Origin of the sequence: Pseudomonas californiensis (assembly GCF_021147775.1) — a bacterium.
Taxonomy (GTDB): Bacteria; Pseudomonadota; Gammaproteobacteria; order Pseudomonadales; family Pseudomonadaceae; genus Aquipseudomonas; species Aquipseudomonas californiensis.
On sequence record NZ_JAGTPK010000010.1, the window covers coordinates 114,299 to 133,394 of the forward strand.

The following is a 19,096-nucleotide window of genomic DNA, read 5'->3' on the forward strand; positions in this document are numbered from 1 at the left end:
CCTCGCGGCTCAAAGCGGGTGAAGGCGTTTATTTGCGAGAGATTCTGGCCTAATGTCAGACAGCCATTCTTCCAACTGAACCAATGCCGTCCTCCTTCATATGCCATCGGCTTGTCCATCCCGACGCCGGTACCGCCAACTTGGGGTCTTCTAATGCATTTGATACTCCAATCCAATCCCCAATGTAATTCGATAACATATCGCGACTGCCTTCATAAGCATTCTGAGCGTCGAAAGCGAATATCAGGGTATCGATGCCTCGGAGCACATGTGGCTTGACAGCCGAATAGACCTCTCTAGTAAATGTCATCATGCTCCGTAACTCAGGATGCTGCCACGCGAATGCTGCCCGCTTTCCAGTACCTGCCAGGAATTCTCCGTTTCCCAGGTACTCGACAAACTCGGTTGGCGATAACCACGCAATGTCGCCTACTTTTCGGCCTGTGGTTTTGGAAGCAAGCTTGTACGCATGCTTAAACCCAAATCGCTTGGCGTTGTCGAAAAATCGCAGGGCGCCTCGAGCACCGGTCTGCACCCGTGTCACAACCTTCCCTGCGGTGGTCGATATCCAGCGTAACCCCCTGCCAGCCGCCGCCACGTATTCGCCCACCTTCGTCAAACTGCCAATGATCGATATGCCTCCCACTACCAAGCCAGCAATGCCCAGCGCTTTGGCAAGCTTTGGATTGCTGTTCTCCAACGCCACAGCGGCGATTTCGAGAGCAAGCGAAAGCGTTGATAGCACCGTCATCGCCGCGAAGAAAGCGAAGGATGCGCCGCCAGTGGGAATTGACAATAAAACTCCGGTTACGGCAAATACCGTACTCAGTGCTACCCCTCTCCAACGTCGCCCGACTGGCTGTGGGCGAGCGTCACGCAAGCTTTGCTCTAATTGGCTAATCAGCCGATCTTTACCCCATCGACTGAGCATGATGTGCCCACTTGGATCACTATAGTCCACGGGATTACAGCAATAGCTGTAATCGTTTATCCCCCCCTTGCCGAATGGGCTGAGGTTATCAGGCTGCTGAAAGCAGCGAAGGATCGGATTATACGTGCGAGCACCATTTCCCAAGTGATAGAAGCCGGTGACAGGGTCTTTCCGTTGATTGTTGTAACCACTCAGGGAGTCTGATAACGCATTGCTGCTCTCACCAAAGGGTGTGAAACAGCTCACCGGCTGACTGGTTTCGGCGCTCCCACCCCAGACGCTGAGGGTTCCACTGTGCGGACTATCAAGCAAAAAACCAACCTGTGGGCATTTACCGGGTTCGAGTATTTGTTGCGACTGCTCTGTATTTAGAGACGTTTGACGGATTACTTTCCCGTCCCGGTCAAACCAGATTTCTCCGCATAATGTATCGCCGTCATAGCACAACTCGTAGGTACGCTCAGCAATGACATCATGTTGCGCAGCCAAACGCCCGTGACCATCATAGATGTAACGCGCCACCGACTGGCCTTGTGCATTCTTGACGTGAAGCAACTGGCCGTTAGGACTGTAGCCAAAAGTGTTTCCACTTGAATCCTCTGTCAGAAAACCATCCGCATTCCATTTTAGAGAGTGTTTCGAGTTTGAACCCGAATCTGTTTCGATCGCCACACAGCGTGTCGGATTATTCGCATCGTAACTATACGTTTGTTGCTCAGCCGGAACGTCTATGAACAATGTCTTACATGAAAGTAATCTTTGCAGGCCATCCCACTGGAACAGCTGCTCTTTCACTCGGCGTCCCAGGCTATCGACGGGATAGTCTTTTTCAGTTTGGGCATCGCAGCGATAGCTGGCCAATCGATCACAACTGTCATGAGCAAATGCCTCAGAACGGACTACCTCCCCATCTCGTGATAAGCTGCTGCCCACCAGTAAGCCACTGTCAGACCAGGACTGATCAATTTGAAGTATGTGTCGGCCATTGGCCTGGTAGCGTCGTATGATTTCCTGACCAAAGCCGTCGTAAAAATATTCGGCAGTGAAGCGACTATGATTTTCAGGCGCTACTGTGGATTGCGCTTGTGTCAGCCCTCTTGAATTATAGCTGTATAGCATCTCCACAGCATTATGTCGGGTGCGAAGTGGCCGGTCTTTGCTGTCTGAAAAAACTCGCCATACACTGCCGTCCAGACGTCGCCCACTCAGTTTGCGTCCGAATAACGAGCAGGTTTCCCAGCCGGCACGAACGCCTCGAGGAGTACTTACACCATACCGAATGTTTCCACAAAACTCGGGGCGAGAAAATATATTACCCAGAGGGCCTAACAAGAACGAGCCCTCTTTACTCTGAACCTCATGAGTCATAACGGATGCGCTGCGCTTATCATCGTTAACGCTGAGTGTACTGAGTCGCTTGCCATCCAATGTGAGCGAGGTATCGCGCCCGTCATCCGATGTGTCTGTTCCGAATACTTGACCACTTGGAGCAGTCATCGTCCTGTTTCCATAAGAATATTTGCGCGCACCCACTGTGCGATCACCTACGACAGACGGAGAGGTAATGTGTTGCGCGGCAAGTTCTATACCGTCCACCCGTAGCCGGGAAACTTCATTACTCAATCCAAAATACTCACGATGGATAGAGCTTCCGTCAGCTGTATGCACCTTGGTCACTCGGCCAATGTCATCGTAGTCTAACGTTAGCGAGCGATCATCTCCTCCCCGATGCAATCGCACCAGGTTACCAGCAGGATCGTATTGTCTTGTCATCTCAGGGCGTTTCAGCCCGTCCATACTCGAGTAGTTCTGAATGTTCGTAACACTGCCGTCAGGCAATATTTCTTCCTGAAGTGCGTGCGTCAACACCTTACGCGTGCCGACGCCGACAACTTGTTCGGTATGGCTCTTACCTGGGTCACTTTTCAGAAACGCAGTCTGCGTCCACGCCGTCGGTTCGATAATCAGCGCTTGCCGTTCACCGGTTTCCTGCGTGCGTCTCAGGCCGCCTGGGTAGTAGTCATATCTGGCATGATTCAGGGCTGTTTCATCCCCTAAAAACTCGACCTCATCCAGGACGCACCACCGCGAGTCACTTCCGCTCAACACTTGCAATTCCCGACGCACCTCTCGTTTGAGACCATCCGATAACGTTCGGATCACCTGGCCTGTCGCGAGTGTGGTCGTTGTCATCACGCCAAGAGGCCCCGCAGTGTAGGCCGACCGCTCCACGGAAGACGGAACCGCATCGTCGCTGGCCCGGTTAGCGCCAGTTGCAATGGCAAATCGTTCTTCGCTGGTCGTACGCCCCATAAGATCGTAACTCCACCGGACTTCCTCCCGGCCTTGTCGGCGAACCACGCAACGGCGGGTGTAACGCGAACGAATCTCGGTGGATACTATTTCTGTTCCCTTTTCCGTCTGCATCTCAGTGCGAAGCAAAAACCCCTTGACCTGAGGATTATCTTCCCAACTCAGGGTGGTGATCAGTTTAACATTATCACTCTTGTAGTACGTCGTTTGCTCCGTACTGGCTGACCACACGAACACTTTACACCCGTCATTCAGCGTTTTGGGTTTGCGCGTTTTTTCAGTCACTCGCTCATGGCGAATCAGCGCTGCTTCCTGCCTGTCAGCCAACGCAAAAGTCCAAGTATCCGGTTCGAGAATCACCCCATCAAGCTTTACAATATCGGATGCAACCAGAGAAGTTCGCGCCCCGCTCCGTTTTTCCCTGTACCCATATAGAGTGAGCTGCAGGGGATGCACTTGCGAACCGAATGTCTGATATTGAAACTCTGCCAAAAGAGGAGGTGACGTGTAGTCAGGTACTTTAGGGCAAGACAAATCAGGTAAATCAATACCGCCGGCTACACCTTTAAGTTTCGAGGATGAAAACGCCGCACCTGCTACAGGATAGTAACGATAAACTGTAATAGCACCATCGGCCGCAACACTTTTTTCCAATTGATTATTTTTATTATACTTAAAACATTGAGACGTCGTAATGCACGTAGAAGCCATATACTCCTGCAGCTCCTCCGCGCCGAGCAAGAAACGTGAGCCTGGCTTTTCACGATCCAGGCCCACACTATAAAGACGCGACCATAGAAGATCACAAATATCGGGGCGCGCTATCGTTTTTTTAAAAAGAGAGAATGCCTCAAGCAAGCAGGCCGCCATAAATGCAAATCCCGGTATGTCTCTACTGCGGTATAATTCGACTGCCTGCTTTAATAAAGACCATTCGTCGGGATTCCACAACGTCAGGATCGCTTTTGGAAGATCGGGATTTTCAGGTGCTGCGCCATCATCGCCCAGACCTTGATAGGCCGAATACGTTATGACCCATTGATCATCATTAAGGCTAACCTCTCCTATGTTATGATGACTCGAATCAAAAACCGTCAAGATTTTTGACCGCCCATCATGCTTAGAGGAACCGACCCAGTAGAACATGCTCTCAAACAATTCACTTGTCCGGCTTCCTCCGACACGGTCTGATCGAAAACTGTCAAGATCAAAACGACTAAGTTCCGGATTCAGAAAGCCGAGATCGCGTAGCAATTTTCCAGCGTGTGAGAATGGATCGCTAAAGTCAGACAAGTAGTTGTTGCCAGAGTAAAATTGATTTCTAAAATCAGACAAGTAGTTGTTGTCAGAGTAAACATGATAACTCGTTATATTCCTTTGCCGTCCACCCGGAATCAAGGTATGCCGGGTTACGCGAGGCAATGCCGGTTGACCATTTGGGAAGTGCATGCTTTTCGCTTGATACTCGACGATCTCAAGCGATCCGTCCTCCTCCTCCAGACACGTCAGAATACGATCCAGTGTCGGATCTGCGCTATACCGACACTTGACCTCTTGGACTGCCTGGTTCGGGAGGTCCGGTTCATACCGGTGAATCGACTCCAGCAGATAGTCTTTCAATCTAAGCTCAACCTGATAGGCAGCTGTCGTGCCAGGCCAGACATCCATCATCACTTTTTCATGGGTGTAGGTCGCGGCGAATAATTTGGCATCGCCACTGTTGACCCCAACGAGCCTGAACTGGCCTAGCAATCGATTCCATGTCAGGTTCAACTCTCCAGCATCTGGAGAGACAATCTTCGTAGGGAGCATTTGTGTAAAGGGACGGCTCCAGTACTCAATGGCCTCATCGACCGCTTTGACATTTTCTCGCCATTTGCTTACCGCCTCGTTCCAGTCCAGATACGTGGCCAATGCGAACAGGGGAGGACACGCTGCCAATAACAACCAGTCCCAGCCGCTGGGCGCAGGGGGTGGGCGTTTTGTTTTATCTTTAATTTGTCGCAGCAGCTGTATAATTTTTTGGCGCAGTGCTTCATCGGGCTCCAAACCATCTCCCTGCGGTATACTTAAATATTCGCGATTTCCGCTTGGGTAATCCAGGATAAACTCGCCATAGCCTTCGTTACTTGTCACCCAGCATGCTGCTTTTTTCAAACATTGGCCTTGCCCGAGCTGAACCCAGTCTACGTCCGTAAAAGCGACGCGTGCCCCGTTGGCCAAGGTCAGCGTGCGGTCGCGAATTTCCAGGCTGGAAAAACGAAACGCCCAACCGTCGCCGAGTGCAGCTTCGTTGCCTCGCAATGCCGAGTAATGAAGGGTCAGATCACAAATCGGACCATTTCCTTCCAGGCTTTGGAGTGTCGCCACAGGATAATGGGCGTGAAACAGCCCCGTCTGGGCGTCGACCCCCGTTTCGCTTTGCCCACTTACATCGAATACTTCCGAGCGAAACGTATTGCCGTAATCCTCGCACAGCGGGCTACTGGCAACATAGCGCTCTAATAAGGGTGGAGAAATACACTCGACAGCCCGGGGCAGCCGCCAAAATTCGGAACCGTACAGGCGACTGATATGACCCACTACAATGGTTTTTCCAGGAGGCACGCTCTCTGGAAAATGAAAGTTCAGCCCAGGTTTATTCTTCGGGTCTATGGACCATACAGCGGATTCTGATGTGACGTTGCATCCCCTGTGCGAGCAGTCAATAATTTTGATGTTCAGTTCTCTTGCCTCTGCACTCAAACGAAACACCCACTCTTTGTTGTTTTCATTGGGCAGGCCAGTCGTTAACGAAAACGATGGAAGAGCACACAAATACTGAACTTTCTTCCCTGGAATAATGTCAGAATACTCCGGGTCTACACGCACAAGCTTTTTGTTATCATTTACCGCGTCTTCTAGGTCGCGATAAGCCTGGATAACTTTTTCAGTGAGATCATCTATCAGGAATACAGGTACATCAGCCTCAGTTGATAGTGTCTCGGTCCAACTGACGGTCTCCAGCTCTACTATGAAATCTGAGCCACGTGGCACCATAAGCGTTACTTCGCTTGCGACGGCCTCGGTGCATGCCAAGTGCCCAGAATGAGGATCCTTTTTACCCACGCTCACGCACGGCCAATGCTGGGCATCCACAAACGCGCAAAACGCCATAACCCACTGTGCCTTGTTTTGCGGGGCGGAACCGTCTTGTGCAGGGGTAAATCGCGCGGCATACAGAAGTTCGGAGCTGCCTGGACTCCGAACTGTTATTACCAGTTCGGTCTGATTGGTTTTAAAAAGTGCTGCAATTGGAACAGCCGTTGAGACCCAGTTATCCATGCTCGGCTCGGTGGTGAATACCCGCAACGCGTCGCCGGTACCCCAAAGCGTAGCGGTTTGAGCGTTGGCAGGAATAACATCGCTTCCCGGCATTGCAGAATCACCCAAACGCATAAACGGAGCCAGAGCGGAGCTCTTCAACTGGCACGCCCAATCGCTCAACCAACTGCCATTCTTCACACTGGGCGAAGTGTTAGCGTTGAATGTTAAGACGGGTACTATATCTCGTGGCGAAAACGCATCCACCACGTGAGCCTCGATGGTCTGATCAGGAGACAGTTTTTGTGTTCCATCTACAATTCCCAAGCGCACCCAGTCCGACAATGTCAATGTGACGCACAGATCCGAATCCTGTGGGATCCATAGCGCATTGCCGGTAGACGATGGCGTTACAGTGCTGCCGTCCCGCGAACACTTCGCCCCGGCGCGCAACAATTGGCTACCCTTGTTGAGTGCTACGCAGAGATCCTCTCCCCATTGCTGAAATGTCGAACGGCCTTCTTTTACAGAGAAAAAATGATTTTCATATAAAGCTTGCGTATTGATATCCCGTACTTGAACACACAATCGCGTGCCCTCTGCAAGATCGTCCCCGGTCATTGCCAGTGCTTGAACTTGATTGGTACAAAATGGTGCGTTTGTAAATGCGCGGTTTCGACAGCTAAAGTGCCAAAATCGAAATGGCAACGCCGAGCCATCGTCACGAAATTCGTTGTTCCGATCAAAGTTCCCCACCTTCATTTGCCTGTTCCCCCAATAAAATGCATGGGCGAAGGCTTTGGGCCATTTTGATTGGTGGCAGTTTTCTTCACTGGCTGTGAAACTGACCTGCTCCATTATTTTTCCGTCGCTCTGACGTATCAGCCAGGCGGTGAGCGTTTCCCCCACTGCAAGGTCGCGCCCGGCCCTTATCTCGCAAGGACTTGTCCAGCCGTTTTCCGGGCTACCACAGAACACGCGGTCAAAACCGTCCATGTCCGGCAGTGTGTCGTCGGGATCGGTGGTCAGCACGTATCCCATGTCGTTGTAGTTGATCACCCCGGTGTTCGGGGTGGCAGTAGATGCGGCCGCTGGAGTGGGCATTTCCAATACTCCCTGTAAGAAAAAACTATAGAGACGATCGAATTTAATGTTTTCGAGCGTCTCATTGAGTCTTCAGCTTACGGCCTGTAATACGGGACAGAACCTGTCACTTTTGACAATACTTAGATGTTGTTGCGATTAGCGTCTGCCGATTGATTTCGTCTAGCGCTAAACGTGGTTGAAGGTCTGCACTTGCCACCGACGCAACGCTCTATTACGTACGAGAAAGATTCAGTGAACAGGGTGGCGGCGGTTCCCGTGTGGAGGCATCCATCACGCGAGGAGCACTGCCCCCCTGAACTGCGACTGAAGCACAGTATTCGCGGACAAGTCCGCCCCCACGATTTCCGGTGTTTGTTGCGCGAGGGCGCGGCGTCACAGGCGGGGCGGGACCTCTGTCAAACAACGTGTAATCCGCTGAAGAGACCTGACTTTTTAGGACCAGCGCCCAGGTTTTCACACCGTCTGTTCGGGCGGCTTTTCTTGTTTTGCGCACCCAGCGCACCAACAATGCACGTCGTCGCGCACCAACCTCCCCTCCTGGCTCCACATCAGTGCACCACTCGGGCGCCATGGTGCTCAAAGGCCCGTTCTAAAGCGATCTTTCAGGCTGGGCACAGCCTTTGCTTGGAAGGCTTCAGAGAGTCGTTCTGCCCAACCAAAAAAAACAGATCAACGGAGCCAGTCCAATGAAGCGTCGCAGCCTGATCAAAGCCTTCACCCTGTCCGCATCCATAGCCGCCATGGGGCTGACGTGGACCGTCCAGGCCGCCGAAACCATCAAGGTGGGCATCCTGCATTCGTTGTCAGGGACCATGGCGATCTCCGAAACTTCGCTCAAAGACATGGCCTTGATGACCATCGATGAGATCAACGCAAAAGGTGGCGTGAACGGCAAGATGCTGGAGCCGGTCGTGGTGGACCCTGCCTCCAACTGGCCTCTGTTTGCGGAAAAGGGTCGTCAGTTGCTGACTCAGGACAAGGTGGCGGTGGTGTTCGGCTGCTGGACGTCGGTGTCGCGCAAGTCGGTATTGCCTGTCTTCGAAGAGCTCAATGGCCTGTTGTTCTACCCGGTCCAGTACGAAGGCGAAGAAATGTCGCCTAACGTGTTCTACACCGGTGCAGCGCCTAACCAGCAGGCAATCCCTGCGGTCGAGTACGTGATGAGCGAAGACGGCGGCGGCGCCAAACGCTTCTTCCTGCTGGGCACCGACTATGTCTACCCACGCACCACCAACAAGATTCTGCGCGCATTCCTGCACTCCAAAGGCGTGAAGGACAGCGACATCGAAGAGGTTTACACCCCGTTTGGCCACGCCGACTACCAGACCATCGTGGCGAACATCAAGAAATTCTCGGCTGGCGGCAAGACGGCGGTGATCTCCACCGTCAACGGCGACTCCAACGTTCCGTTCTACAAGGAACTGGCCAACCAGGGCCTGAAAGCAACCGATGTACCGGTTGTAGCCTTCTCGGTCGGCGAAGAAGAACTGCGCGGCATCGACACCAAACCGCTGGTAGGTCACCTGGCCGCCTGGAACTACTTCCAGTCGGTGGAAAACCCGGTCAACAAGAAGTTTGTGGCTGACTGGACAGCCTACGCCAAGAAGAAAAACCTGCCGGGCGCTGACAAGGCCGTAACCAACGACCCGATGGAAGCCACGTATGTCGGCATCCACATGTGGGCTCAGGCCGTCGAGAAAGCCAAATCCACCGACGTGGACAAGGTGCGGGAAGCCATGGCTGGCCAGACCTTCGCCGCGCCATCGGGCTTCACGCTGACCATGGACAAGACCAACCACCACCTGCACAAGCCGGTGATGATCGGTGAAGTCGAGGAAAACGGTCAGTTCAATGTCGTCTGGCAGACCAAAGAGCCGATCCGTGCCCAGCCATGGAGCCCGTACATCCCTGGCAACGACAAGAAGCCGGATCACCCTGTGAAGAGCAACTGATACTGATCAGTTCCCGCGCGGCATCCGGGAACTGACCAAGGATCGCTCTGCGTCCTGCAATCAATGGAGTGACGCCGAGCGTCACAGGCTGTGTCCCCATGCAATGCGTGGGGACCGCCATGAACCAAGGCAATCGATATGCCCTCTTACCTCTCTCGTTTCATTGTCGCGATCGGCTTGTTGCTGCCGTTTGCAGCGCAGGCCAGCGATGCAGGCGATTTTGTTGCAGCCAGCTCTTCGCAACAGGCCGAACTGCTCGAAACCTGGGCCGCCAAGCCTGTCCCGGAACGCGTCGAACTGCTCGAAGCCCTGCGCGATGGTCGCGTTGCCGCTGACAGCAGCAAGCGAGCCTGGCTTGAAAGCAATGAAAAGTATGTCGCGGTGGACACTGATGCGCCTGCTGCTGCCGATGCGCCCACCCCTGATGAACCGCGCAAACTGCGCCTGAACAACCGGCTGCGTGGTCTGGTCGAGACCGCGCTGGCCAGTCATCAATTGCTCGCGGCCGACGCCAGGCTGCGTCTGGCTGCCGCGCAGCAATTGCAGAAAAGCGCCCGCCCCGCGCAGCTCGAACTGTTGAATCAGCGGGTCGCTGCCGAAACCGACTCCAGTGTGCATGCCGCCCTGACGCTGGCGCTGGCCAACCTGCAACTGGTCGACAGCAGCCCGACGGTGCGCCTCGCCGCCGTCCGCCTGCTGGGTGAAACCGGCGATCCGCTGGCGCGCACCCGCCTTGAAACGCTGCTCGCGCCGGGTGTGGAAACGGACGCCTCGGTGCGCATCGCTGCCGAAACCAGCCTGGTCCAGGTCAACCGCAAGCTGATGATCGGTGAGGTACTGGGTCAGGCATTCAGCGGCATGTCGCTGGGCTCGATCCTGCTGCTGGCCGCGCTGGGCCTGGCGATCACGTTTGGCCTGCTGGGCGTGATCAATATGGCCCACGGCGAAATGCTGATGTTGGGCGCCTACTCCACCTACGTCGTGCAATTGATGTTTCAGCGCTACGCGCCCAATGCGCTGGAGTTCTACCCGCTGGTAGCGCTGCCGGTGGCGTTCTTTGTCACTGCCCTGATCGGCATGGCGTTGGAGCGTTCGGTGATTCGCCACCTGTATGGCCGCCCGCTGGAAACCCTGCTCGCCACCTGGGGCATCAGCCTGATGCTGATTCAGGCCGTGCGCCTGGCCTTCGGTGCTCAGAACGTCGAGGTCGCCAATCCGGAATGGCTGTCCGGCGGAATTCAAGTACTGCCCAACCTGGTGCTGCCATACAACCGCATCGTGATCATTGCCTTCGCCCTGTTCGTGGTGCTGCTGACCTGGCTGTTGCTAAACAAGACCCGCCTGGGCCTTAACGTGCGCGCCGTGACCCAGAACCGCAACATGGCCGCCTGCTGCGGCGTGCCAACCGGGCGCATCGATATGATGGCCTTTGGACTGGGCTCCGGCATTGCCGGGCTGGGCGGTGTGGCCCTCAGCCAGATCGGCAACGTCGGGCCTGATCTGGGACAGAGCTACATCATCGATTCGTTCCTGGTGGTGGTACTCGGCGGTGTCGGGCAACTGGCAGGCAGTGTGATGGCAGCTTTTGGGCTTGGCATCGCGAACAAGATTCTGGAACCGCAGATCGGTGCGGTACTGGGCAAGATCCTCATCCTGGCGCTGATCATTCTGTTTATCCAGAAACGTCCGCAAGGCCTCTTCGCATTGAAAGGACGGGTGATCGACTGATGAGCCAGCCATTGATGGTAACCGCTGCACAAAAGGTCGGCCCCAAAGGCACCCTGACCGTCGGCATTCTGGTGCTGGCTGTATTGCTGGCAATGCCCCTGTTGTCACTGCTGCCCGCCGATAACAGCCTGCAGGTCTCGGCCTACACCCTGACGCTGGTCGGCAAGATTCTCTGTTACGCCATTGTCGCGCTCGCGCTGGACCTGGTCTGGGGTTATGCAGGCCTGTTGTCGCTGGGCCACGGCCTGTTCTTCGCCCTGGGCGGCTATGCGATGGGCATGTACCTGATGCGCGAGGCAGCGGGCGATGGCCTGCCTGCTTTCATGACGTTTTTGTCGTGGACCGAGCTGCCATGGTACTGGGCCGGCACCGACAACTTCCTCTGGGCCATGTGCCTGGTGGTGTTGGCGCCTGGCTTGCTGGCACTGGTGTTCGGCTTCTTCGCCTTCCGCTCGCGGATCAAGGGCGTGTACTTTTCGATCATGACCCAAGCCCTGACCTTCGCTGGCATGCTGCTGTTTTTCCGTAACGAAACCGGCTTCGGCGGCAATAACGGTTTTACTAACTTTCGCAGCATCCTGGGCTTCAGCATCAGTTCACAAGGGACACGGGCAACCTTGTTTCTGGCGACTGTAGTGTTGCTGGTTGCGAGCCTGTACATCGGCTGGCGACTGGCACAAAGCAAGTTCGGTCGAGTCCTGACCGCGCTGCGCGATGCAGAAAACCGGCTGATGTTCTGCGGCTACGACCCACGCGGCTTCAAGCTGTTTGTCTGGGTGTTGAGCGCCGTGCTGTGTGGCCTGGCCGGCGCGCTGTATGTACCGCAGGTCGGCATCATCAACCCGAGCGAAATGTCGCCGACCAATTCCATCGAAGCAGCAGTCTGGGTGGCTCTGGGCGGGCGCGGCACGTTGATCGGCCCGCTGCTCGGTGCAGGACTGGTGAATGGCATGAAGAGCTGGTTTACCGTGGCTTTTCCTGAGTACTGGCTGTTCTTCCTCGGCGCGCTGTTCATCATTGTCACGCTGTACTTGCCCAAGGGTGTCATTGGCATCCTGAAGAAGAGGAGCGAGCAATGAAAACCACGCCAACACCTTCCTTCATGCTTGAACCGATTCTGGCCCCCAACTCCGACGCTGGCACCAGCCGCGACGCTGTGGGTCTGGGCAAAAGTGCCGGTAAAGGCCTGAACACTCGCCACGGTACGATTCTGACGCTGGAGGACATCAGCGTCAGCTTCGACGGTTTCAAGGCGCTGAATGATCTGAACCTGTACATCGGCGTGGGCGAACTGCGCTGCATCATCGGCCCCAACGGCGCAGGCAAGACCACGCTGATGGACGTCATCACCGGCAAGACCCGTCCAAGCCATGGCAAGGCCTGGTTCGGCGAAACGCTGGACCTGACGCAAATGAGCGAAGTACAGATCGCTCAGGCAGGCATTGGCCGCAAGTTTCAAAAGCCCACGGTATTTGAAGCCTTGAGCGTGTTCGAGAACCTTGAACTGGCGCAGAAAACCGACAAGTCGGTATGGGCCAGCTTGCGCGCGCGTTTGAGCGGTGAGCAGCAGGACCGCATCAACGAGGTGCTGGAAACCATCCGCCTGACCACCTCGATGCATCGGCCCGCCGGGCTGTTGTCCCACGGACAGAAGCAGTTCCTGGAAATCGGCATGTTGCTGGTCCAGGACCCGCAGTTGCTGCTGCTCGATGAGCCCGTGGCGGGCATGACCGACGCCGAAACCGAGTTCACCGCCGAGCTGTTCAAGAGCCTTGCGGTCAAGCATTCGTTGATGGTGGTGGAACACGACATGGGGTTTGTCGGCTCGATTGCCGACCACGTGACCGTGCTGCACCAGGGCAGCGTGCTGGCCGAGGGCTCGTTGAATGACGTGCAGGCCGATGAGCGCGTGATCGAAGTGTATCTGGGGCGCTAGCGCCGACGGCGAACAGCCCTTGAGGAACGAACCATGCTCCAAGTCGAAAAGCTTCATCAGTATTACGGCGGCAGCCACATCCTTCGTGGCCTGTCCTTTGACGTGAAGGTCGGTGAAGTGACCTGCCTGCTGGGGCGTAACGGGGTCGGCAAGACCACCCTGCTCAAAGTGCTCATGGGCCTGCTGCCCGCCAAAGAGGGCGCAGTGCAGTGGGAAGGCAAGGCCATCACGGGCTTCAAACCCCATCAAAGGGTGCATGCCGGCATTGCCTATGTGCCGCAGGGGCGGGAAATCTTCGGTCGGCTGACCGTGGAAGAAAACCTGTTGATGGGCCTGTCGCGTTTTCCGGGTTCCGAGGCCAAAGAGGTTCCGGCCTTTATCTACGAATTGTTTCCGGTGCTGCTGCAGATGAAGCATCGCCGGGGCGGTGACCTGTCAGGCGGCCAGCAACAGCAACTGGCAATCGGTCGCGCACTGGCCAGCCGTCCGCGGCTGCTGATTCTCGACGAACCCACCGAAGGCATTCAGCCTTCCGTGATCAAGGAGATAGGTGCAGTGATCAAGAAGCTGGCCGAGCGCGGTGACATGGCGATCCTGCTGGTCGAGCAGTTCTACGATTTCGCGGCCGAACTGGCCGACCAGTATCTGGTCATGTCACGCGGTGAAATCGTCCAGCACGGCCGGGGCGAAAACATGGAAGCTGAAGGCGTACGCGGTCTGGTCACCATTTGATGCGCCAATCCGCTATCGTGAACCCCTTGATCATTCTATGAAGACGCCATGAATCTGCCTGCCAACACCGCCCTCTTCACGCCCAGCTGGCACGCCGAGCTGGAACTGGGCTATGGCCGTTTTGATGACAGCACGCGGCCCACACTGCGTCGGCACAAAGGGCCGCTGCGGGTACAAAAGCACCTGTACGCCGAAGGGCCGCAAGTCTGCCAACACATCATAGTGCACCCACCGGGCGGGATTGCAGGTGGCGATCGGCTGGACATCTCGGCAACGGTAGGCGCGAACGCCTGGGCACAGTTGACCAGCCCCGGCGCAGCCAAGTGGTACCGCGCTGCAAGCCCGGCCTTTCAAGACCTGACCCTGAACGTCGAGCCGGGTGCGACCCTGGAGTGGCTGCCTCAGGAAACCATCGTGTTCAGCAACGCCCAGGCCGAGCTGACCACGCGTATCGATCTGCACGGCGACGCGAAGCTCTGCTACTGGGACGTGGTGGCGCTGGGGCGTCCGGCCAGCCAGGAACGCTTCGAACACGGGCACTTTCAATCGCATCTGGATATTCGTCGTGACGGAGCGTTGATCTGGCACGAGCGCCAACGCATTATCGGCGGCGACAGGTTGCTGGACTCGCCGATCGGACTGGATGGCCGAACTGTGTTCGCTACCCTGTTGATGACCGGTGAAGCGGGCAGCGACCTACTGGAAACCTGCCGCGAACTGGTCATGCCCAACCCGGTTCGCGGTGACCTGAGCCAACTGCCGGGGCTGATACTGGCCCGCTGCCTGGCACACGAAGCCCTGCACGCAAGAGCCTGGTTGATTGAGGTCTGGAAACACCTGCGTCCGGCACTGCTGGGGCGCGAGGCGGTCACGCCGAGAATCTGGAATACCTGATAGTCGGGTGCAGAGCGCCCGGTGCAGCGTTCGTGGATTGCGGTCTGCGAACCCACACTCATGACAAGACACGGAACCCCAATGGACCTGACGCCACGCGAAAAAGACAAGCTGCTGATTTTCACCGCCGGACTGGTTGCCGAACGGCGCCTGGCACGCGGCGTGAAGCTCAACTACCCGGAAGCCATGGCCTATATTTCTGCTGCCCTGCTTGAAGGCGCGCGTGACGGACAGACCGTGGCCGACCTGATGCATTACGGCACCACCCTCCTGACCCGCGAACAGGTCATGGAAGGCATCCCGGAAATGATTCCGGAGATCCAGGTGGAGGCGACCTTCCCCGACGGCACCAAGCTGGTCACCGTGCACCAGCCGATCGCGTGAGGAGACTGTCATGCACGATCTGATTCGCGATGCATTGCCCGCAGACTTGCCGGGCATCCTCGCCATCTACAACGACGCAGTGCTCAACACCACCGCCATCTGGAACGAGCAGCCGGTCGACCTGGCCAATCGTCAGGCCTGGTTTGACGCCCGCCAGACGCAGGCTTACCCGATTCTGGTGGCGATAGATGCTGCTGGCGAGGTCACCGGTTATTCCTCGTTCGGCGACTGGCGTCCGTTCGAAGGCTTTCGCCACACCGTCGAGCATTCGGTGTACGTGCGCGCCGATCAACGCGGCAAAGGCCTTGGCCCACGCCTGATGGACGCATTGATCGAGCGAGCCCGAGCCTGTGACAAGCACATGATGGTCGCTGCCATCGAGAGCGGTAACACCGCCTCGATAGCGCTGCATGAACGCCTGGGTTTCACGACGACCGGGCAGATGCCGCAGGTCGGCACCAAATTCGGTCGCTGGCTGGACCTGACGTTCATGCAACTGGACCTGTCGCCCGGCGCACCAGCGCCAGCCTCACAAGCGCCTCAACCTCACTAGAGAGCCCGTCATGAACCCAGCACAACTGCGACGTGTCACCGCTGAAAGCTTCGCGCATTACCGCCACGGCTTGGCGCAGCTGTTGCTGGAAACCGTTCAGGACGGCGCCTCGGTCGGCTTCATGGCTGACCTCGACACGGAGCAGGCCCGCCAGTGGTGCGACGGCCTGAAAACCGACATCGCGGCGGGCGACCTGCTGCTGTGGGTCGTGGTCGAGAACGAAAGCGTGCTGGCCAGCGCCCAGCTTGCGCTGTGCCAGAAGCCCAACGGGCTTAATCGCGCAGAAGTGCAGAAGTGCAGAAGCTCATGGTTCTGCCTGCTGCGCGCGGGCGCGGTCTGGGCAGGCAACTGATCGAGGCCGTTGAGCAGAGCGCCGTAAAACTCCAGCGCGGGCTGCTGTACCTGGACACCGAAGCAGGCTCCAACGCCGAAGCCTTCTACCGTTCTCTGGCCTATACCCGCGTCGGCGAGTTGCCCAACTACTGCGCCACTCCTGAGGGTCACTACCGACCCACCGCCATTTACTTCAAAACCTTGGGGCAACCAACATGATCCCTGGCCAATACCAGATCCAGCCCGGCGACATAGAAATCAACGCCGGCCGCCGCACTCACAGCCTGACCGTTGCCAACAGCGGCGACCGTCCGATCCAGGTGGGTTCGCACTTTCACTTTTTCGAAACCAATGACGCGCTGACCTTCGACCGCGCCGCCAGCCGTGGCATGCGCCTGAACATTCCGGCCGGCACTGCGGTGCGCTTCGAGCCGGGCCAGTCCCGGGAAGTCGAGCTGGTGGACCTCGCCGGCCTGCGCAAGGTTTACGGGTTCGCCGGTCGGGTGATGGGCGACCTGGATTAACCAGGCAAGTCGCACACAGGCAGGCGGACCGAGCGTGCTCGTCAACGGGCTGCCACAACCAGACTGACGCTAGCGTTTGACACAGTGCCTGTGCCGCTCGACCCGCTCCTGCGAGGTCGCGACCAGGCTGCATAAGGATTGATGATGAAAATTTCCAGACAAGCATACGCAGACATGTTCGGCCCTACCGTCGGCGACAAGGTGCGCCTGGCCGATACCGAGCTGTGGATCGAGGTCGAGAAGGACTTCACCACCTATGGCGAAGAAGTGAAGTTCGGCGGCGGCAAAGTCATCCGTGACGGCATGGGCCAGGGTCAACTGATGGCGGCCGACGTGGTTGATACCCTGATCACCAACGCCTTGATCATCGATCACTGGGGCATCGTCAAAGCCGACGTCGGCATCAAGGACGGTCGCATTGCCGCCATTGGCAAGGCCGGTAATCCGGACATCCAGCCGGACGTCACCATTGCAGTCGGTGCGGCAACCGAAGTGATTGCCGGCGAAGGCATGATCCTCACCGCTGGCGGCGTCGACACGCACATCCACTTCATCTGCCCGCAGCAGATCGAAGAAGCATTGATGAGCGGCGTGACCACCATGATCGGCGGCGGCACCGGTCCTGCGACCGGCACCAACGCCACGACTGTCACGCCAGGCCCCTGGCACATGGCGCGCATGCTGCAGGCGGCCGACTCGTTCCCGATGAACATCGGTTTCACTGGCAAGGGCAACGTCAGTTTGCCCGGCCCGCTGGTCGAGCAGGTCAAGGCTGGCGCCATTGGCCTCAAGCTGCACGAAGACTGGGGCACCACGCCTGCAGCCATCGACAACTGCCTGAGCGTTGCCGACGAATACGATGTGCAGGTCGCCATCCACAGCGACACGCTCAACGAGTCGGGCTTCGTCGAAACGACGCTGGCCGCGTTCAAGAACCGCACCATTCATACCTATCACACCGAAGGTGCGGGCGGCGGTCATGCACCGGACATCATCAAGGCGTGTGGCTCGCCCAACGTGCTGCCGAGCTCGACCAACCCGACCCGGCCATTTACGCGCAACACCATCGACGAGCACTTGGACATGTTGATGGTCTGCCATCACCTGGACCCGAGCATCGCCGAAGACGTGGCCTTCGCAGAAAGCCGCATACGCCGCGAGACCATTGCCGCAGAAGACATTCTTCATGACCTGGGCGCTTTTTCGATGCTCAGCTCTGACAGCCAGGCCATGGGCCGGGTGGGCGAAGTGATCATGCGCACCTGGCAGACCGCCGACAAAATGAAGAAACAGCGCGGGCCATTACCCCAGGACGGTCCCGGCAACGATAACTTCCGCGCCAAGCGTTATATCGCCAAGTACACCATCAACCCGGCGATCACTCACGGCATCAGCCATGAAGTGGGCTCCATCGAAGTGGGCAAATGGGCAGATCTGGTGCTGTGGCGTCCGGCGTTCTTCGGCGTCAAGCCGACGCTGATTCTCAAGGGCGGCGCGATTGCTGCCAGCCTGATGGGCGACGCCAACGCGTCAATCCCGACCCCGCAACCCGTGCACTACCGCCCCATGTTCGCCAGCTACGGCAGCTCGCTGCACGCCACCAGCCTGACCTTCATCAGCCAGGCAGCCTTCGACGCGGGCGTACCGGCATCGCTGGGCCTGAAAAAACAGATTGGCGTGGTCAAGGGCTGCCGCACCGTGCAGAAAAAAGACCTGATCCACAACGACTACCTGCCGGATATCGAAGTCGACCCGCAGACCTATCAGGTCAAGGCCGACGGCGTCCTGCTGTGGTGCGAACCCGCTGAAGTGCTGCCGATGGCGCAACGGTATTTTCTGTTCTGAGTGAAAAGGGGCTCTCAAAAGGCCCCGACATCTTCCGGGCAGGATCTCGCAATCAGCTTGCCTGCAATAAATCATCAAGCACTTGCTTCACCCTGTCCTTGGTTTGCAGCCCAACAAGCTTGGTCTCAAGCTTTTTGCCGCTGCTGAAGAAAGTTATTGTTGGACCATGATTGATGTTGTACTGGCTCGTTGTTACAGGATTCAACGAATCTTTCAGATCAGAGTCCAGCATAATCTCGACGAGAACGAACGGGGCTTTCCCGGTGCAGCTATCCTGAAGCTCGTCTATGACCGGGTCCATTTTTGCGCTGGCGTTGGAGTCGCCACGTTTATTGATTTTCTCCCTGGCTGAAAACTCGACCGCCACAAGGCGTTTATGACTGGCCTGAATGACCTCGTTTTAGAAGGTGGTATCTGTAACGATCAAGACGCTCATGCTTTGGCACTCCAGTGAAGTAATCCGTCGATGAAAAATAAGGCCGAACGAAAAAAGCGTCTACTGACAGAAATGACAGTGTTCACGCTGTATGTCGGGTCGAGTAAAGACGGTAAGATGCGCCA

General features: G+C 56.8%; 12 protein-coding genes and 1 pseudogene. 11 read left to right on the plus strand and 2 right to left on the minus strand.

The window, feature by feature from the left end; all coding sequences use genetic code 11:
* Positions 1-55 precede the first annotated feature (55 nt).
* Complete coding sequence (locus tag KDX37_RS12145; protein WP_231652952.1) at positions 56-7,651, minus strand: RHS repeat-associated core domain-containing protein; 7,596 nt, start codon at positions 7,649-7,651, stop codon at positions 56-58.
* A gap of 689 nt (positions 7,652-8,340) precedes the next feature.
* Between KDX37_RS12145 and urtA the strand changes: the two genes are divergently transcribed.
* The 11 genes and pseudogenes from urtA (at position 8,341) to ureC (ending at position 18,535) form a co-directional block, all read left to right on the plus strand.
* Entirely contained in the window at positions 8,341-9,606 is a 1,266-nt protein-coding gene (gene urtA / locus KDX37_RS12150; RefSeq protein WP_231652953.1) for an urea ABC transporter substrate-binding protein, read from the plus strand.
* A gap of 138 nt (positions 9,607-9,744) precedes the next feature.
* Positions 9,745-11,334 (plus strand): urea ABC transporter permease subunit UrtB, encoded by a 1,590-nt coding sequence (urtB, locus tag KDX37_RS12155; protein WP_231652954.1) that lies wholly within the window; start codon positions 9,745-9,747, stop codon positions 11,332-11,334.
* Positions 11,334-12,413, plus strand: a complete 1,080-nt coding sequence (gene urtC, locus KDX37_RS12160; protein ID WP_231652955.1) for an urea ABC transporter permease subunit UrtC — start codon at positions 11,334-11,336, stop codon at positions 12,411-12,413. The genes urtB and urtC overlap by 1 nt, the downstream gene beginning before the upstream one ends.
* Positions 12,410-13,270 (plus strand): urea ABC transporter ATP-binding protein UrtD, encoded by an 861-nt coding sequence (urtD, locus tag KDX37_RS12165; RefSeq protein ID WP_231652956.1) that lies wholly within the window; start codon positions 12,410-12,412, stop codon positions 13,268-13,270. Before urtC ends, urtD begins: the two co-directional genes overlap by 4 nt.
* 33 nt (positions 13,271-13,303) lie before the next feature.
* Entirely contained in the window at positions 13,304-14,002 is a 699-nt protein-coding gene (gene urtE, locus KDX37_RS12170; RefSeq protein WP_231652957.1) for an urea ABC transporter ATP-binding subunit UrtE, read from the plus strand.
* A 48-nt stretch (positions 14,003-14,050) separates the two neighbouring features.
* On the plus strand, positions 14,051-14,896 hold the full coding sequence (locus tag KDX37_RS12175) for an urease accessory protein UreD (protein WP_231652958.1): 846 nt from the start codon (positions 14,051-14,053) through the stop codon (positions 14,894-14,896).
* A gap of 81 nt (positions 14,897-14,977) precedes the next feature.
* The gene (locus tag KDX37_RS12180; RefSeq protein WP_004887254.1) at positions 14,978-15,280 is read left to right on the plus strand and encodes an urease subunit gamma; all 303 of its coding nucleotides are present in this window, start codon (positions 14,978-14,980) and stop codon (positions 15,278-15,280) included.
* A 10-nt stretch (positions 15,281-15,290) separates the two neighbouring features.
* Positions 15,291-15,833, plus strand: coding sequence for a GNAT family N-acetyltransferase (locus KDX37_RS12185; protein WP_231652959.1), 543 nt, complete (start codon positions 15,291-15,293; stop codon positions 15,831-15,833).
* 10 nt (positions 15,834-15,843) lie between these two features.
* Positions 15,844-16,385: pseudogene (locus KDX37_RS12190) on the plus strand (GNAT family N-acetyltransferase).
* Positions 16,382-16,690 carry an urease subunit beta gene (locus KDX37_RS12195; protein WP_231652960.1) on the plus strand — a complete coding sequence of 103 codons (309 nt, stop codon included), beginning with the start codon at positions 16,382-16,384 and terminating at the stop codon, positions 16,688-16,690. The pseudogene KDX37_RS12190 and the gene KDX37_RS12195 overlap by 4 nt, the downstream one beginning before the upstream one ends.
* 144 nt (positions 16,691-16,834) lie before the next feature.
* On the plus strand, positions 16,835-18,535 hold the full coding sequence (gene ureC, locus KDX37_RS12200) for an urease subunit alpha (RefSeq protein ID WP_231652961.1): 1,701 nt from the start codon (positions 16,835-16,837) through the stop codon (positions 18,533-18,535).
* Positions 18,536-18,587: 52 nt separating this feature from the next.
* Here ureC and KDX37_RS12205 read toward each other — a convergent pair whose 3' ends face one another.
* Complete coding sequence (locus KDX37_RS12205; protein WP_231652962.1) at positions 18,588-18,902, minus strand: thioredoxin family protein; 315 nt, start codon at positions 18,900-18,902, stop codon at positions 18,588-18,590.
* Positions 18,903-19,096: the final 194 nt, after the last annotated feature.

Excerpts from the sequence above, each read along its gene's own strand:
- urtB (WP_231652954.1), top strand. The coding sequence starts at position 9,745 with ATGCCCTCTTACCTCTCTCGTTTCATTGTCGCGATCGGCTTGTTGCTG.
- urtD (WP_231652956.1), top strand. The coding sequence starts at position 12,410 with ATGAAAACCACGCCAACACCTTCCTTCATGCTTGAACCGATTCTGGCC.
- urtC (WP_231652955.1), top strand. The coding sequence starts at position 11,334 with ATGAGCCAGCCATTGATGGTAACCGCTGCACAAAAGGTCGGCCCCAAA.
- ureC (WP_231652961.1), top strand. The coding sequence starts at position 16,835 with ATGAAAATTTCCAGACAAGCATACGCAGACATGTTCGGCCCTACCGTC.
- KDX37_RS12180 (WP_004887254.1), top strand. The coding sequence starts at position 14,978 with ATGGACCTGACGCCACGCGAAAAAGACAAGCTGCTGATTTTCACCGCC.
- KDX37_RS12195 (WP_231652960.1), top strand. The coding sequence starts at position 16,382 with ATGATCCCTGGCCAATACCAGATCCAGCCCGGCGACATAGAAATCAAC.
- KDX37_RS12145 (WP_231652952.1), bottom strand. The coding sequence starts at position 7,651 with ATGCCCACTCCAGCGGCCGCATCTACTGCCACCCCGAACACCGGGGTG.
- urtE (WP_231652957.1), top strand. The coding sequence starts at position 13,304 with ATGCTCCAAGTCGAAAAGCTTCATCAGTATTACGGCGGCAGCCACATC.
- urtA (WP_231652953.1), top strand. The coding sequence starts at position 8,341 with ATGAAGCGTCGCAGCCTGATCAAAGCCTTCACCCTGTCCGCATCCATA.
- KDX37_RS12175 (WP_231652958.1), top strand. The coding sequence starts at position 14,051 with ATGAATCTGCCTGCCAACACCGCCCTCTTCACGCCCAGCTGGCACGCC.
- KDX37_RS12185 (WP_231652959.1), top strand. The coding sequence starts at position 15,291 with ATGCACGATCTGATTCGCGATGCATTGCCCGCAGACTTGCCGGGCATC.